Below are 16,763 nucleotides of genomic sequence, written 5' to 3' on the forward strand. Positions count from 1 at the left end.
CAATGCCCCATAAAGCGAAGTTATAATCAATTATGAGGTTCTCTCTTTCCTTTGCGTTATATTTCACAAGAAAAATAAAAAAGAGGTCAAATTTTCGACCTCTTTTTTATAACTAACCAATTAATACTTTTATTTTTTCTGCATCTTCAAGATTTTTAACATCACTTAATTTTTTTATTCCTGTCGCAACTAACAAAGTGTTGTATATTCTTGACTTGCCAATACCTGATGCTGTGAAGAAATTATCAGAAAAATCAATATTCCAAATTGGATTTAAAAACTCAGAAATAGACTTCATGTCCCACTTGCTTTCTTTCTTAATATACTCTCTTAGAAGCAAGAACAAAGACTCTACTCCAATAGTTTTATATAGATAGGATTTTTCATCGTATCGATCAAAAATATAATTAACATAATCGATAACTAGTTGCTCCAACATGTCATCTTCACCACTGATATAAACACCTCTGAGAGGAAGGCTATCATTTGTGTTTAGAGTTTCTCTACCTTTTTTATTTCTGTAATAAAGAATGTGGTCCCTATCTTTTTTAGGGTTTGTTGTTATCAGCTTCATAATTGAATCAACAAAGGAAGCCAATGAAATAAAACCTTTATCATTACCCTCATCTTGAGCCCCAAGGATAATTTTTCCTTTTACTTTACTTTCATCAGAAAAGTTAAGCCTTCTAACTATCGATACTGCTAGTTTCTCAGGTGACCAAATAGCTTTATCTTCATTATCTGTACCAAACCCATATAACTCATAAGCCAAACTTCGAGGTACTTTTTTCTGGTTTGCATTAATATTCGCAAATAAGAAAGCATGGTAAGGAATAGGCAAATCTAGATATACCGCACATAAGAGCTCAATGTCACTCCTTTCTGACTCTAAGCAACCAGCTAATCTATGTTGACCATCAATAACAGCTGCAAGTTTTTTATCAGAAGGTATATGAAGAGTACTGAAGCCATTCTCACCCTCTTCTACGAACCATTTCTCACCCTCTTCGACTAATTGTCCATTTTCGTCAAAGTTTGCTCCCAGGATTATCGAGTTAGGTAAAGCACTTTCAACAGAGTTGATAAAACGTGCGATATCTCTCTGCCTACCATCATCCAACTCTCTTTGATTTCCTGTAATAACTTTAAAAGTATTATTGAGCACGCCTGATTTTCTATATTTTGCTCGAGATGAGAATGTTAATCCCCCAAGTTCAGATGCTTTCATCTTAAACACATAAAACACACCAAGAGGTTGCTCAATTTTAATCGCAGGTATAATTCTGTTAGGCATCGTAACTATTCCCTAAAGCATTAGAAGGCATGTCTTTGTCATAATCAATTCTGGAAATGATATGCCCCACCCAAACTAAGATATTCAAAACTATAGCTAAGCCTAATACGTTAAGGCTAATAGCCCCATCATTACTAGACCAAACAACCGATAATTCTTTATTGTTAAGCTCACATAAGAGAGCCTTTCCATAACATAAGCAGCCAATCATTGACAACAGTACAATAACAATTGCATTTGCTCCTTTATATGTATCGCTTCGTTCCGGTGAAAACATTTTTTCAAATGACAATACTGCTAAAGATCCAAGACCAAAAGTAAACCAAGAAGCAGGCATAAAATAAGATGGATAACTATCCCATTCAAAAAAAACAGGCCACCAAATACCCAGCATAGACACAGGTATGATAATTAATAAGACAAACCAAAAGCTACTTTTTCCAGCGGCTGCTTTAAGTCGACTCAACTGTGTTTTTATATAGTTCATTAAAATCCTTTATCTGTACTCTTAGAGAAGTACAGTAACAAAGTGTATCTATGCATAGCCACTTAAAAAGTTGGCTGGAGATCCACCAAAAGATAGATATCATCCAGTATTAAAATATAATCTAGATATTTTTCTGAAAAGACTTTTTGTGAGACCATTTCAGAGTAATCAATAAATTATACCTAAATCAAGTAAACAATAAATGACATAGATAACAAAAAGCACCCAAAAGGTGCTTTTTGTTGATTTTAATCAGATAGTTACTTACGGCAGTAGCTCCCAAAATGCTCTGTCTCTCATCGGGAGTATTTTCTTGGCTCCGTCAATGTATAGGCTGTAGTGCTTCTCTAGCTTGTTGATGGTTTCCATCAGCTTCTCTTGCTCAGCTTTTTCATTGACACCAAACATCGCTTTCAGCTCCTGCGGGCGAATCTTCGCGACGCGGTGAATAACCCAAGTAAGTACATAGCTTGAGTAGTCGTTTTCACCAGTTTGGAAGTGGGTGATATCTTGCGTAGAAAGAATCACACCTACCCCATATTCACGGCCTTCCTTCAATATCTTACGTAAGCTTGGGAAGTTCTGAGACATGAAGTTGTCAGCTTCATCCACCAAAATCATCTTAGTGATTTGACGGAAGTCGCCCTGCACTTCTGGCTTGCCCTTCTTCTGCATCTGTGAGTAGAAAAGGTCTAACGTAAGTGCAACGACAAGGTTTTGGATCTCTGCTGGGTAACCCGCAAGTTCAACTACCGTGATGCCATCCACCAAGTCATAAAGGCTCATACACTTGGTATTGTCGTCTTCAAAGATCTCTAGCTCATATAAGCTCTCAAGTGCCGCGTATAATGAATCTTCATCTGGGTCTGTTTCAATAAACAAGTCCCATACTTGTGAGATTGTTGGAGCTGGTTTTGACCAAGTAATTGGATCCGCTTTGCGAATACCCGCTAACTCATACGCTTCCCCCACCAGCTTACGCAAGCGCAGTTGTTGCTTTTGACCTAAGCCAAACGCTTTACCCATGGTTTCCGAGAAACCACGCGCGGTATGCACTGGCAACATTGGCGTATCACCGAACAAGCTCAGTGGGTTATACGGCAGCTTATGAAGGTTAAACTTCTTACCTGCAGTCGCTTGTTGGAATTTATCGTCTACATAATCGGATTTGTAGTCGAAAATAAGCATACCAATAGGCGCACCGTTTACGTTGTCTGCTTGGTTGCGGTAAAGCTGAGTGATCACTGACTTAGTAAACTGCGTTTTACCTGTACCCATTGTGCCGATAATACCGGTATTGGTATTCATGAATTGGGCAGTATTAGTTGGCTCCCAGTTGAGTGGTGCTTGTGTTAACGCATTGTGGCCAAATAACACGTTTAGGTTGCTATTAGCCTCAACCTTCATAGGCTCAACTGCTGGCACTACTTGCTCTTCAACAGCAGGCTGTTCAGGCTGCACTGATTCTGTAGTCTCCACCTCATCAGACTCCACAAGTACTGGCTGAGGTTCAGTTTCAGCGAGTTTTTCTAAGTGAGTTTCGCCATTCAACACATATTCACTTGGCACGTGGCAAAGTTTCACTACATCTAGTTCGTTCAACACTTCTTGCAGCGGAGTTTCCACCAAGCCAGGAAGTAGCCCCATAGGTAGGTCGACTTTTAACACCCCTTCCATCATTTGGTAGTCAGGTTGTAAACAGCCAGCCCCTTCAAGGTGACTAACTACAAAGCCTTCTGGGTAGTCTGCGATTTGGCCAAGTGAATAGTCACCTCTTAGCCACTCTTCTTTGTTGGCAAGCAAGCTATCAAAGTAATCATCTGCAAACACCTTGTATAGGCGATACTTGTCGACTTGCATCAATACTTGGCGCATAAATAGGCCACGGTAAAGCTTACTCGCTAGGTCATCATTTCCTAGTAAGTCTTGGCTTAAGTAACGTAGTAGCTCTTTCGATTGTTTAACGGCTTTATTGTAATTCGGCACCGAGCCCGTTTTCACTTCGACAGGTAGCAGGTACATGTCTTGGCCTTTGAAACCAACTAACAATACATCGTCAGAAATTTCGCCTTTCTTGTAACCTTGAACATTACGTGAGAACTCGCTGTCAGACATCTTGAGGCCAATATTACCCGATACACGAATCATCTCTGCAACAGACAGCGGCACCCATGTAATGTCTGAATCATGCACTAGGCTAGTCACGAACTTGTAGGCACCAATCACGCCTTTGCGCTCTTTATTAATGGTTGGCGCACAGGTCATCATTTTCAACAGCCAATCACCGTTGAACGCGTTGAACTCATTGATTTGGCCACCATCACCTTGCTTGATAACTTTCTCAAACAAACCGCGCTGCGCAGTAACAGTGATTGCATCGTAGCTAGAAGAGCTGGTGTACTGATCTGAATAGTGAATCAATACTACGTCTTCATTACTGTGGAAGAAGTCCAACGTAACCTTAGGATCAATAATGGTCGTCCAGATAGAGCTATCGTATGAACGCTCTAGTAAACCTTTAAAGTCCTCACTGACCGCTAAGGCAACTGCATTTGCACCGTGATATTGAGTGTTCGGTTTGAGTGCGGGCTTTAATAGAGCGCCAACATACTTCGCCATCATTAAGTGTGGGTGATCTTGGTAGTCCGTACCTTTCAATCCAAAGCCCGTAAAGTACGAACCTGATTTACTTTCCGAAGCATCACCTGTTAGTAGGCCGTCACAAGCTATACCTGATGCCATATCTTCAATCGCAATGTCTGAGCAATCGACTTTGTCGTTGTTACGGAAGAAAGAAAGGTGCGCGTAAGACTGGCCATCTTTCTCAGCCTGAGCATTCGTGAACTTACTGTACGTTAGACGAGTTCGAAGAATGTCGATAATAGTATCGGCAACCTCACGCACTTTACCCTTATTAAGCTCTAACCACTCTTTTAGTTCATCGTAATTGGCTGTTTCTGCGAATCGGTCAAACGCATTGAACGCTAGCTTATCGTCATACAGGTTGATGTGAATAGATGCTGACTGCTCTTGATTACTACGGATGTAATCCACCAGCCCCATAAACAGCTCTTCAGCACTGTCTTGGTTCACCGCATTAACAATAATGCTCTTCTCAGAGCCAGTGAACAGTTGGCTGAATGCAGTTTGGAACTCATCGATTTTCTCTTTTACCAGCTTACGAACAAACGTAAGAGAGCTTTTCTCTTGAGGCACACTCTTAATCCAGAACGCGTTCTCTTTCACCTGCTGGTTGTAGGAAAACTCATGCTTTGGATGATAAACATATGGCAGCAAACCTTTTGGCGACAGGCGTTCAAAAGTGACATCAGGAAGCTGAGCAAAGCTCTTATCATCACGAATCGCATCTCTTAGGTTGAGGTAGTAAGCCAAAATCAGCGGGTGGAAAGGTGAGTAGTACTCTTCATCTTCAGATTGCACCAAACCGATTTTCAACGCTGATTTCTGTTCTTTTGTCAGCATGCTACCCGTTGGGATTGCTTCAAAATACGCTAAGCAAGCATCAACTGTATTTTGGACGAGTGTTGTAAATTCATCGCCCCAAGACGCCAATGATGGCGTACTACGGCGTTGTTCTAGGTAATCAAAAAGCTCAACGTAAGAACCATGAATAGCATCATCAATCGCTTGCAGGTCATCGAGTTTAATCGCACCCGAATCAGCAATAGAAACAACTTTTTGGTTGATAAACTCTTCTTCCCAACGAAGCAGCTTTAAACGAACACCTGGAACAACAAACTCACTGTTATCGATGCCTACTTTGCCTTTTTGAGAATAAAACTCGCCGTTATATTCATCTTTGAAAAGCTTGTGATAACGACCTCTATTAAGCAATAAAGGCAAACTCAATGAATCAGTCGCGACTGCACCTTCAACATTAAACTTGAGCTGGTTATCGCCTGATTTAACGGCAAAATCTATTTCGTCAGCTTCATTAGCTAACGCTTCAAAATCCACGAAGGCGTAATCTGCAGCATCGACAACCTGCTTAGCATCAAGTAGTGAACATGCGCTGCCTTCGTTGGTTCTGATTTGCAGTTTGTTTTCTTCCATGTTCAAGGTTAAGCGCTGCTTCGCTGGTGCAGGCTCAACCAAGAAGATGTTTTTGAATGGCTCAATATAGAACTCGCCTTTACGAACGACTAAACAACGGAAGTTATAAACCTCAGATTTGTTCTCGCGCTTTAGAGCCAAGTTAAAGAACAGTGGCTCATGCTTGTACGTACCTTTCAAGCTAGCTCGTGTCGTTTTCAAACCATTCAGTGTGGTAATCACTTCTTCGTTATTAAGCGCTTTTGCTGGCTGAATTTTGAATTGGCTTTTATCGAGATTACTCGCACCTTGGAAGATCAGCTTCAGTTCAAACTCATTTACATCTTCATCTAACTCGATGATTAAGTGGCGGTCACGCATACCCGCTTTGGTCTCTGCACGGTTACGAGCCGTGATGGTCATACCGTCGCTAGCCTGCTCTTCTTCGAGAACTAGCTGCTGCTGAGCATTACGCTTTTTCTCTTGTAGGAATGCTTCGAGCTCAACATCTTTCCATGCATCCGTTTCTGAGAAGTTCTCTTTAATAAATTTCTCGCCAAATGATTTCAAGCGGTCTTGAAGCTGACCACTAAAGTGTTCAACTTCAAAAGAGAGCTCTTCGTAAAGTGCACGGTTATCTTCTAGGCGTTTTTTAATTTGCTTAGGATTGCCGCTCATTTCAGCTACGAGCGGATCTTCAAACATGCCTAATTCATTGAAGCGCAAGTCACCGTCTTCAACAGCTTTATATAGAGACTCGAAACCAAACATGGTTGCGCCATCTTCTAAAATGGCATCGAATTGGTCATCAAGCAGACAATTTGACACATCGCGCCCTTTGTCTTGCTGATCGATTAACCCTTTCATTGCCGCTTTGATCTTTGATGCGCTCCAAACCTGTCCCACTTGAGCCAGGTCTTCTGCAGAGTTGATCAAGGTATCAAGCAAGCTGTTATGGATCACAACTAGAGCGCAACCTTTTAAGTAGCCAGATTGGCTCGCCACTTCGTCACGTAAATGAGAGATGTAGTTTTCAGTGAAACCTTCGAACTCTGCTGGGTTTTCGCTATGAATCACAGGTACGATTTTGCAGCCTGACAGTTCAATGAATGGCAACCTGATATCGTTAGTCGCATCAATGCTGTTTTCAGAATGAGCCGTCATCGCTTGATACAAGCGCATACTATTTTCATTGTCTGGCGACTTAAATTGATAACGGAAACCTGCCTTGATGTGTGTTTCAGCATCCGCTAAAAACTGCTCTACTAGAAAGGTCTCAAATTGTTTTACGGACATAAACTGCGTCTCCACTATCACTCATGCGCTCTACGTTACCAATGCGCTCATAGAATTTAATTAGTTCTTGTTCTGTTTGTTTATCAACGAAAATGCCACGTTGCTCAAAGGCTGTGATCAGTTCGTGGAAACGGAGTTTGTCCTTTTCTCCAACAACAAGGTTGGTCAATAAGATGATGTAGTCTTGGTTGAGCACTAATACTCGACCGCTGCGGCCTCGACTTTGAATAAAGTGAGACGCTAGGTACTTTTCTACTTCTGACACATACTTCTTGTTGATATTGAAACGTTCGCCGACGCTAAACTGTGCGGATGCGAGCTTCATTATGTTACCAAGCCAGTCGATCGCCAGTTCAGATTCATCTAGAGCTGTGTCTAGATTACGCTGTGACTTAAAGGCTCTGGCAAAGTTTTCTAGGTGTTCTTTTAGGTGCGTCGATTTCGACTCTTGAATACCCTTAGATATCTCCCACAGAGGTACTTTTATCGCGCTCTTATCTCCAACACCCGGCTGAAGCAGCTCAAGCATCGTCAGCATAGGGAATAGTCGAGTGGCTGACTCATTAAACAGCTTATAGCCATGATTCTTAATATGAGTACGCTCATTACTGGCACGCTCATGATCCATAATGAAATAGAGAGGCTTAGCCACTGGCTCTTGACCACTGCGCCAATCTGTTAGCGCTAAACTCAACTGCGCAGTGTATGCGAAACCATAAAAAGACAGGAACGACTCTATTTCACTAAGCAGATACTTAGGGCGACTTGCCAAGAATTTAAGGTCGTCACGGAATGCTTTCGAAAGATAAGGTAGATACGGTTTCTCGCTCGCTTGCAACGACGAGTCAGACTTCATTTTTCCACGAAGCGTAGAAAGCATTTCACGTTCAATAAAGTTTAATTTGGCATCAAACTCTTCTACACGCATGTTCTGAAGTAAATTGGTGTACATAGAAGCAACACGTGAATCACCCGCTGCAAATTCACCTTTTTGTGCACGGAACAGAAGGAGTTCAGGGCTCACAGTAAAGATGTCTTTATTTTCAAAATACATCTCTTTTAACACTTGCCAAAACTCTTCTTCACCAAGCTTTTCTTCAAACGCGCTTTGGCAGTCGGCCACAAACTCGTCGTAGCTATAGCCTTCTACCTTTTTACGTAAAAGCCCACGCAAAACCAAACCGATGACAGCATCAAAATCAAAATCATTGCCTTTAGTTCGAATAGGTAAGTAGCTGGTTAGGCTGTTTTTATTCGGCACGCCTTCCGCAGTTTGTGGCAGCGATTGATTAAATGGTTGGGTGTAATTATCCATTGTCATTTTATAAGCCACTCACTTCAAAATATTCATCATCTTCATTCACGATCTTGTAGCGTTTGTCGTTTTTGAGAATAAACAGAGTATTCTTTTCGTTCGCTACCGTGATGATTTGCTCAATCACTTCATCCAAGAGAAGTACGGCGTTTTTGTCGTGCTTATTCGGACGGTACCCTTGGTTGATTTTTTCCAATAACTCCAACAAGTTAATACTTATCGGCATTGGCAGAAGCGAATGATCGTCGACTCGAATATGAGCGTTAAATGAGCCTATCTTGCTCACCGCTTGCGTTTTAATCGATGAAAAGTCAGGTTTCACTTCAAGTTCAGCCGCTGTTTTGAAGCCGTTGTATTCAGAGATAAAGAACTGGTCTTTATCAAGTGATGGCGAATTGCGGTTACAGTAGCGATGCACAGCTGAAATGAGAGTATCTTTATAGAACTTATTCAGCTCTTTCTTCTGCTTTCCTGAACCATCAAACTCACGGTGAAGCAGCCAGATGTTTGCGTATTGATCGACCAAAGAGTTATCAAAGTCTGCTTTCAGCTCATTGATGTAGCCATTCGCAAATTGCGCTTCGTCCTTCAACAGATAAACCATACGCAAGTATGAAGCTGCGGTGAGCACATCAAATACACCCTGTGCTTTCACTTGATCTTTAAGTTGTGTAAAGCCTTCATCTTCAATACCCAAACCAAACTGAAGAACAAACTCATCTACTTTTCGAGTGTGGATATTGCTTGGGTCAAAGCTTTGAATATGCTCTAAAAGCTCGTTATCTGAGCCAGAGAATAGATTGTCAAACAGGTAGTCATCGCCCGCTAAGATCTGGTAAACAAAGTCCAATAGCGCTCGCGCCGTTAGGAACTGATCTTTGATTAAGCGAGCTTTCAGTAGCAAAGAAATAATATTCTTTTGCACAGATTCCAGCCCTAGCAAAGCATAGTTTGCCGTGAGCTTGCTATGACCTAGCTTTTGCACTTCACTGTCATACAGTGCGTAAAACGGGTTATCTAGCGTTGGCTCAGTCAAACGAGCTAGAAACTTAGCTGCAAAGTCAGAAGTGCTAACTTCATGGCCCAGCGTAAATTTCGGATATTGCTCGAAATCTAAGAAAATATGGTTCGTTGGAATATCGTCCGTTTTGTTTTCCAAGAACGCTTTTATCGAAGCTTTAATATCGTCATGTTGTTCAGCACCTTCCTCAGCATAGTTGCCTAACATTCCGATATTAATGCCAACAACAAGTGGCTTTTCATTTCCTTTGAACTGTGAGAATCGCTCATCCAACGCATTAATTGCGGTTTGATTTGGATTAAAGCTGTGTGTCGCATCAAGATGAAACTCATGTGTCGCTTTGTGCTTCTGGCTGTATTGAGTCAGGATCTCAGACTTACCGTCACCACTACTACCACACAAGAAAATGATGTCATTTTTCTTTGAGGACAATAGCGACTTTTTAAAATCGACTTCGATGTCTGTAGTGATGTACACATGGCTCTTATAGTCAGCCAGAAGATCTTGATTTTGCTCTCTTTCTGTACTTACCGCATAGGGCGATGATTTAGAAAGTATGCTGAGGGCTTTTTCTAAGTTCAAAGGAATCTCTTCAAAATTGGATTAAACGGACTTTTTTTGTGGAGATAAATAGTATCAAACACGGAAAAGTAACGGTACTCATAACCATAAAAATAGTGGAGATATTCACTCCACTATATGCAACATATCCATACTACTCTTTTTACAACTAACATTACGCCTAGTATTAGAAAAGTATGAAATAAGCGACATTGTTTTACGTAACACTATGCAATAAGACCAAGCGAAGCTGTACTATACCCATGTCAAAATTGTACGTATATTCTGTACACATCAACATGTATCATTTTCAGGCATTAGATAATTGTTATGACAATTAAGTGGGATCAGCTGCTGCGCTTTAAATTAATCGAAGTCGTTGCTTTGTGGGAAGGTCGCGTAACAACCAACCATCTATGTAATTCTTTCAACATAAAACGACAGCAAGCTTCTAGAGATATAAAGGCCTATCAAGAGCAGTTTCAATCACCGCCACTCGTGCACGATCGTAGTATAAAAGGATATCGACTTACTGATCATTTTGCGCCAAAGTTTACGAAAGGCACCCCAAACGAATACTTGTCGCTGCTGCACAAGTACAACAATGACCACGTAGATGGCTTCGACTTGAAAGATCTTGGCTTTGCTGACTCTATTGTCCTCTCAGTACCTGACAGACATATAGCTCCAATAATTGTTCGTCGACTTCTGCAAGCAGCACGAGAAAGGCGCAGAGTTGATATTGAGTATGTTTCAATGGATAACCCTGAGGGGCGAGGTCGAAACATCGTTCCACACACCATCGTATTTGATGGGTTCCGTTGGCATGTACGAGCATATTGTGAAGAAAGGGCAATGTTCTTAGATTTCGTGTTAAGCCGATTTAGAGGGGAGCCAGAACTGCTCAATGAGTCAGATATTAACATCGAAGACGATGAAGATTGGACAACAGAAGAAGCAATTGAAATCATTCCAAATCCACATTTATCACCTGCACAGCAACACATTGTGAAAGCCGACTATGGAATGCATGATTCTCCACTCACAATTAGTTGCCGACGAGCACTGATTAAGTACTTGCTCAAACGCTTAGATGTTTGCGTGGACAATAAGAAACTCTCTTCGACTCCTAAGAAATATCAGCTAGCCCTAGCGAACTCTTCAAACATCAAGCGCTGGCTTCTATAGTTGTAAAACTTGAAGTAGCCAGTTCACACCTACAAGCTCAACCGCAATAAAACATAATGGTTCAAAATTGACAGTTAACACATACTCTTACATAGACATCCCATTCAACCTGCGCCACACCTGTTGGTTTTGTGGTGAGCCTTCTAATCACAGCGTTGAGTTTCCTAAAACCGCGTCGCTTTTTGCCAAGGTTGGTCATGCGCCGATAGCGCTGCCAGCGTGTAAAGAGTGCTCGAGTGTCAAATATGCCAAAGACCTAACTTCGATTTGGGCGGTACGCGACCAGATAAAGCATGCGCTCATTGATAAGTATGCCAAGCACTTAGGTATTGGTGAGAACTGGACAGAGCAAGAGCTGATAGACAGTGAATTTACGGGCTCGACACTTGGCGGCTTTGGGCGCAGTGCTTGGAAGATGTATCAAATAGCCAAGCAACGAGTCGAGTATCAAGGTTGGCCTTTGTCGCTTGATAACATCGCCATTGAGGCCTACGACGAAACCAGTGGCTTTGAGTTTGAAGGCACTCGTTATGCTTCAATCCACTCTTGTATCGATTATTTCACCAAGGCAGCCGGGGTAGACAAAGAACTGCTGTCTGAGCTGGTCAATATAGTTTCATCAGAAAGATTTAGCTACGCACTGAGAATTGCAAAGCTGAACAAGAATGTCTCGAATACCAAGCGCTTAGCGATCATCGACGAGGTGCTGCAGCAAGAGTCTGAACAACAAGAGATTCTACTGGAGCAGGCTAATGCGATGTTTAACCCCAATATTGAAGAAGTGTCGGTTGCAGGCTCAACGGCTCCGGTGTTTGCGATTCAGTGGGCATTGGCGAACAAGGTGGAAGATTTAGCTCAGCTATGCGCGCTTGAAGATGACTATTTTGACTATTTCGAACACCTTGGCGGCCCTGCTGCTTTCATGTCTTATAACGGCCTCCAACTCTATTTAGAAGCTCGCCAAAATCCAGAATGGGTAGAAACATCAGACCCAAATAAGCAATATTGGCCCTCATACCCCCGCACTGGTGAACACGTGTAAGCTCGGTAAGCCTGTCTGTGAGTGATTGTTAGTCATTGTTTTATATACAGATCTAAAAATAGGCCTCACACACAGTTAATTGTTGCATTTCGGTTAAATAGAGTGAAAACTTCAATTATCTAAAACTATTTAATCACTGCATCCTTGTAGTGAGTAAGGAGTCAATTGTGCTTGCTGTTCTTCGTATTATCTTGGCTACGGTGTTTATTATTTTCACCACGTTATTTGCTTTTGTTTACTGCTTGTTTAGCCCCAAGAACCCTAAGCATGTGTACTTTTTTTGTCGTTGGTTCAATCAATTACAGAAGATCCTTGGTGTAAAACTGGTGCAGCGTGGCCTAGAGAATGCCCCAACGCCAGAAAAGAGCGTGTATATCTCTAACCACCAAAGCGTGTTGGATTTTGTCACCGACCCAGGAATGCTAAGGCCGCGTACCGTTTCTCTGGGTAAGCGTGATTTACTGATAGTGCCTTTCTTTGGCCTACTCTACTGGATCACGGGGAACATTCTGATCAACCGTGAAGACAAGTCAAAAGCGCGCGATACCATCAAACAAGTGGCAGAAGCGATTCATCAACGAGACCTTTCTGTGTGGGTTTACCCTGAGGGGACACGTAGTAAAGGCCGCGGGCTATTGCCTTTCAAAACAGGCGCTTTCCGAATGGCGATTGAGGCTGGTGTGCCTATCACACCGATGTGCACCAGCACCACTCACAACAAAATCGACTTTAACCGCTTAAACAACGGCATTGTGATCACCGAGATGCTTGAACCAATTGATGTGTCTGGATACAAACTGAGTGACGCAAGAGAACTGGCGAACCACTGCCATGCGTTAATGGCTGAGAAGATTGCTGAGCTTGATGCTGAAGTCGCTAGATTAGAATCGCAACAAAACCCGGGGCTTGATTCCGACCGCTCTTCTACGAGCTAACTCGCAGCGAAAACATTGAGTTATCGCTCAATTACCGAAAAAGAGACCTTACGATCGCAACTCTCATTGTTCTTGTTTTACTTGCCGACGGTTATCCGCAAAATAAAACGCGGGAAACGGCATAGAGCAATGGGAGTAAACGATGGAAGTGATTCACCATGGCGGTAAACATACGGTCACAGGATCTTGTCACGAGTTAAGAGATTCCGGCCAAGCGGTGCTTATCGATTGTGGCTTGTTTCAAGGCAAAGAGGTTCAGGGTAAAGACACACGCCCTCTTGATATCGATTTTGAAACATCCCACCTCAATGCCCTGCTGTTAACTCACACTCATATTGACCATATCGGGCGACTGCCTTGGTTGCTCGCCAGCGGCTTTAACCAACCGATTTATTGCACTCAAGCCACCGCTGAACTGGCTCCTTTAATGATTGAAGATGGCTTAAAGCTGCAAGGGCTAAGCCATAAACAAGCAAAGCTAATACTGAAAAAACTCCACTCATTGATTGTTCCCAAGCCTTATGGAGAGTGGTTTCCTATCGCCGCTAAAAAGCAAAATAACGGAAAGGATCATGGTAGGCCAAATACTCTGTATGCTCGTTTTCAACCTGCTGGGCATATCTTGGGTTCTGCCTATATCGAGATAAAGTTACCCAATCAACAAGTGGTGGTATTTTCAGGAGACTTAGGGCCAAGTAATACACCATTGCTGCCCGACCCTATGCCTCCTCAGCAGGCCGACTATCTGTTTGTCGAATCAACCTATGGCACTAGCACACACGATGATATTGCGACACGAGCCGAGCGCCTTAAAGCGATCATTGATCGTTCGCTACTAGATGGTGGTGTCATCTTGATCCCAGCATTTAGTATTGGCCGCACACAAGAACTCCTGTTTGATATTGAGCAACTGATCTTTGAGCATCAACTCAATGCGGACATTCCTATCATTCTTGATTCACCGATGGCTCTGAAAGTCACCCGCTCCTACCGACGCTTTAAAGAACTCTGGGGCCAAGAGGCAAAACAACGGCTTGAACTACAACGTCATCCACTGGCATTTGAGCAGTGCATTACTGTCGATGGGCATAGAATGCATAAGAAAATCGTCAATAGACTGCGTTCAACTGGTGAGCCTGCGATTGTGGTCGCGGCTTCCGGTATGTGTCAGGGAGGCAGAATCATGAACTACTTATCCGCCTTACTGCCAGATAAACGAACCGATGTGATTCTAGCGGGCTACCAAGCGCACGGCACGCTAGGGAGGGAGCTTCAACAAGGTGAAATGCAAGTATCGATCGACGACAAGCAAGTGGAGGTGAATGCTCAAATTCATGGCATGTCTGGCTACTCTGCTCACGCCGACCAAGAAGATCTCAAGCGCTTTATTGCTGGCATTCCTGTGGCCCCCAAAGAAGTACATTTGATTCATGGCGAACCAAATACTCAGTCTGAATTCGCTCAAGAGCTGATAAAACAGGGATTCAACGTTGTTTAAAACAGGCTTTTAACTGGGCACTGCTGCAAATGTAGCGGGCCCTCTTGCCATCACCCTCCTTCAAAAGAACACCTCTTCTTAAAGCTGCCATAGTTCTAAATGGAGGTGATATATTCCAACTTTTCGATAACATTCCGCCAGTTACAGCCGTTACTTCGAATCGTCTAAAAGTGCAGTTTTCGGTCTCAACTCATTCTCTATCCTTCAAGTAACTCACACTTTTGTATTAATCACTATTTATGCATTTCTGAAAAACCACCCAAAAGCAACTAGTTGCATTTAATTTCAAATAGAACAATTATCGAAATAGCACTAAGCGTTAACAATTCGCTCCCACAACATGCTTTATGTCACAGTAATCCGAATGCGCAGTTAAATAATTTAACACTCAGGTTACAAGTGAAGTATTGTGTTGTTCGAAAAACAATCACAAGTAAAAATAACAGGGAAAATACTCATGCAGTCATTCGTTGATTTTTTGAATGGAATAATCTGGAGTCCAGTACTTATCTATCTATGTTTAGGTGCTGGTTTGTTCTACTCGGTCATGACTCGATTTGTACAAATCCGTCACTTCTTTGAAATGTGGCGTTTGTTACTATCTGGTAAAAGTTCGAATAAAGGTATCTCATCTTTCCAAGCTCTTGCTGTTTCGCTATCTGGCCGTGTAGGTACAGGTAACATTGCTGGTGTTGCTGCTGCTATCGGTTTCGGTGGCCCTGGTGCAGTATTCTGGATGTGGGTTGTAGCCTTCTTTGGTGCAGCAACTGCATTTGCAGAATCTACGCTAGCGCAAATCTACAAAGAAGAAGACGAAGGCCAGTTCCGTGGTGGTCCGGCTTACTACATCGAGAAAGCGATGGGTCAGAAGTGGTACGCATGGATCTTTGCAATCGCGACGATTTTTGCTTGTGGTATTTTACTTCCAGGTGTTCAGTCAAACAGTATCGGTAACGCTGTAGAAGCTGCATTTGGTTCAGGTGCAATGATCGAAACAGCTGTCGGTACATTCAGTTTCGCTAAAATTTTCACTGGTACTGTTGTCGCTATCATCCTTGGTTTCATCATCTTCGGTGGTGTTAAGCGTATTGCGAACTTCACGCAAATCGTTGTTCCATTCATGGCATTGGCTTACATCATCATCGCGTTCGTTATCATCCTACTAAACATCAGCCAAGTTCCTGTTGTGTTCTCTATGATTGTTGGTGATGCATTCACGCCTATGGCTGGCTTCGGTGCTGCGATTGGTTGGGGTGTTAAACGTGGTGTTTACTCAAACGAAGCGGGTCAAGGTACTGGTCCTCACGCAGCTGCGGCAGCAAGTGTTGATCACCCAGCTCAGCAAGGTTTGGTTCAATCATTCTCTATCTACATCGATACACTGCTAGTTTGTTCTGCTACGGCGTTCATGATCATCATCACTGGTGCTTACAACGTACACGGCGGCGCAGAAGGCGTATTCCTTGTACAAAACCTAGCAGCAAACGTTGGTGCAAACGGCCCTGTATTTACACAGCTAGCGATTGAAAGCGCACTACCAGGTGTTGGTAAGCCATTCATCGCATTTGCTCTGTTCTTCTTCGCATTTACAACGATTCTTGCTTACTACTACATTGCAGAAACGAACATTGCTTACCTACGTCGTACCATCAAGATCCCTGGCATGATGTTCGTACTTAAGCTTGTTCTTATCACTGCGGTGTTCTATGGCACAGTTAAAACAGCGAACCTTGCATGGGCAATGGGTGACGTTGGTGTTGGCTTGATGGCATGGTTAAACATCGTTGGTATTCTGATCATCTTCTTCATGTCTAAGCCTGCGCTAAAAGCTTTGGCTGACTACGAAGAGCAACAGAGTAAAGGCGTAACCGAGTACACATTCAACCCTGTAAAACTAGGCATCAAAGGTGCAACTTACTGGGAAGAGAAGTACAAGCGTAAGACGGGTAAGTCGCCAGAAGCTGAAGTGGCAGACAGCAAGCCAGTAAAACAACCTTCAGCATAAGACCTTCAATTACAGCTTTTAAACGATAAGTTGCTCTAGATTCTGTTTTTCTTTAGAGCAAATGCAAA

General features: G+C 42.7%; 10 protein-coding genes. 5 read left to right on the forward strand and 5 right to left on the reverse strand.

Annotated features, from left to right (window positions below; translation table 11 throughout):
- Positions 1-112: 112 nt before the first annotated feature.
- The 5 genes from F0228_RS07575 to dptF all read right to left on the reverse strand — a co-directional run bounded on the left by F0228_RS07575 (position 113) and on the right by dptF (position 10,048).
- Positions 113-1,294, reverse strand: a complete 1,182-nt coding sequence (locus F0228_RS07575) for a DGQHR domain-containing protein (RefSeq protein WP_171762084.1) — start codon at positions 1,292-1,294, stop codon at positions 113-115.
- Positions 1,287-1,781 carry a hypothetical protein gene (locus tag F0228_RS07580; RefSeq protein ID WP_171762085.1) on the reverse strand — a complete coding sequence of 165 codons (495 nt, stop codon included), beginning with the start codon at positions 1,779-1,781 and terminating at the stop codon, positions 1,287-1,289. The genes F0228_RS07575 and F0228_RS07580 overlap by 8 nt, the downstream gene beginning before the upstream one ends.
- Positions 1,782-2,045: 264 nt before the next feature.
- Complete coding sequence (gene dptH, locus F0228_RS07585; RefSeq protein WP_171762086.1) at positions 2,046-7,130, reverse strand: DNA phosphorothioation-dependent restriction protein DptH; 5,085 nt, start codon at positions 7,128-7,130, stop codon at positions 2,046-2,048.
- Entirely contained in the window at positions 7,111-8,451 is a 1,341-nt protein-coding gene (dptG, locus tag F0228_RS07590; protein WP_102424652.1) for a DNA phosphorothioation-dependent restriction protein DptG, read from the reverse strand. The genes dptH and dptG overlap by 20 nt, the downstream gene beginning before the upstream one ends.
- Before the next feature lies 1 nt (position 8,452).
- Positions 8,453-10,048, reverse strand: coding sequence for a DNA phosphorothioation-dependent restriction protein DptF (gene dptF / locus F0228_RS07595; RefSeq protein WP_171762087.1), 1,596 nt, complete (start codon positions 10,046-10,048; stop codon positions 8,453-8,455).
- A 309-nt stretch (positions 10,049-10,357) separates the two neighbouring features.
- On the opposite strand from dptF, the gene F0228_RS07600 reads away from it, so the two are divergent.
- From F0228_RS07600 to F0228_RS07620, 5 genes are all read left to right on the forward strand, one after another.
- Positions 10,358-11,215 (forward strand): WYL domain-containing protein, encoded by an 858-nt coding sequence (locus tag F0228_RS07600; RefSeq protein WP_171762088.1) that lies wholly within the window; start codon positions 10,358-10,360, stop codon positions 11,213-11,215.
- A gap of 67 nt (positions 11,216-11,282) precedes the next feature.
- Positions 11,283-12,257: a hypothetical protein gene (locus F0228_RS07605; protein WP_171762089.1), complete on the forward strand. Its 975-nt coding sequence runs from the start codon at positions 11,283-11,285 to the stop codon at positions 12,255-12,257.
- A gap of 167 nt (positions 12,258-12,424) precedes the next feature.
- A complete protein-coding gene (locus tag F0228_RS07610) occupies positions 12,425-13,192 on the forward strand; it encodes a 1-acylglycerol-3-phosphate O-acyltransferase (RefSeq protein ID WP_061033276.1) in 768 nt (255 codons plus the stop codon).
- Positions 13,193-13,334: 142 nt separating this feature from the next.
- Positions 13,335-14,690, forward strand: a complete 1,356-nt coding sequence (locus F0228_RS07615; protein WP_171762090.1) for an MBL fold metallo-hydrolase — start codon at positions 13,335-13,337, stop codon at positions 14,688-14,690.
- A 457-nt stretch (positions 14,691-15,147) separates the two neighbouring features.
- Positions 15,148-16,695 (forward strand): alanine/glycine:cation symporter family protein, encoded by a 1,548-nt coding sequence (locus F0228_RS07620; protein WP_171762091.1) that lies wholly within the window; start codon positions 15,148-15,150, stop codon positions 16,693-16,695.
- Positions 16,696-16,763 lie beyond the last annotated feature (68 nt).

It is taken from the genome of Vibrio sp. 99K-1 (genome assembly GCF_013114585.1).
GTDB classification, from domain to species: Bacteria; Pseudomonadota; Gammaproteobacteria; order Enterobacterales; family Vibrionaceae; genus Vibrio; species Vibrio chagasii_B.

What these genes read in the sequence shown, in the direction of transcription:
- F0228_RS07575 (WP_171762084.1), bottom strand. Translation starts at nt 1,294, where the DNA reads ATGCCTAACAGAATTATACCTGCGATTAAAATTGAGCAACCTCTTGGT.
- F0228_RS07580 (WP_171762085.1), bottom strand. Translation starts at nt 1,781, where the DNA reads ATGAACTATATAAAAACACAGTTGAGTCGACTTAAAGCAGCCGCTGGA.
- dptH (WP_171762086.1), bottom strand. Translation starts at nt 7,130, where the DNA reads ATGTCCGTAAAACAATTTGAGACCTTTCTAGTAGAGCAGTTTTTAGCG.
- dptG (WP_102424652.1), bottom strand. Translation starts at nt 8,451, where the DNA reads ATGACAATGGATAATTACACCCAACCATTTAATCAATCGCTGCCACAA.
- F0228_RS07600 (WP_171762088.1), top strand. Translation starts at nt 10,358, where the DNA reads ATGACAATTAAGTGGGATCAGCTGCTGCGCTTTAAATTAATCGAAGTC.
- F0228_RS07615 (WP_171762090.1), top strand. Translation starts at nt 13,335, where the DNA reads ATGGAAGTGATTCACCATGGCGGTAAACATACGGTCACAGGATCTTGT.
- F0228_RS07620 (WP_171762091.1), top strand. Translation starts at nt 15,148, where the DNA reads ATGCAGTCATTCGTTGATTTTTTGAATGGAATAATCTGGAGTCCAGTA.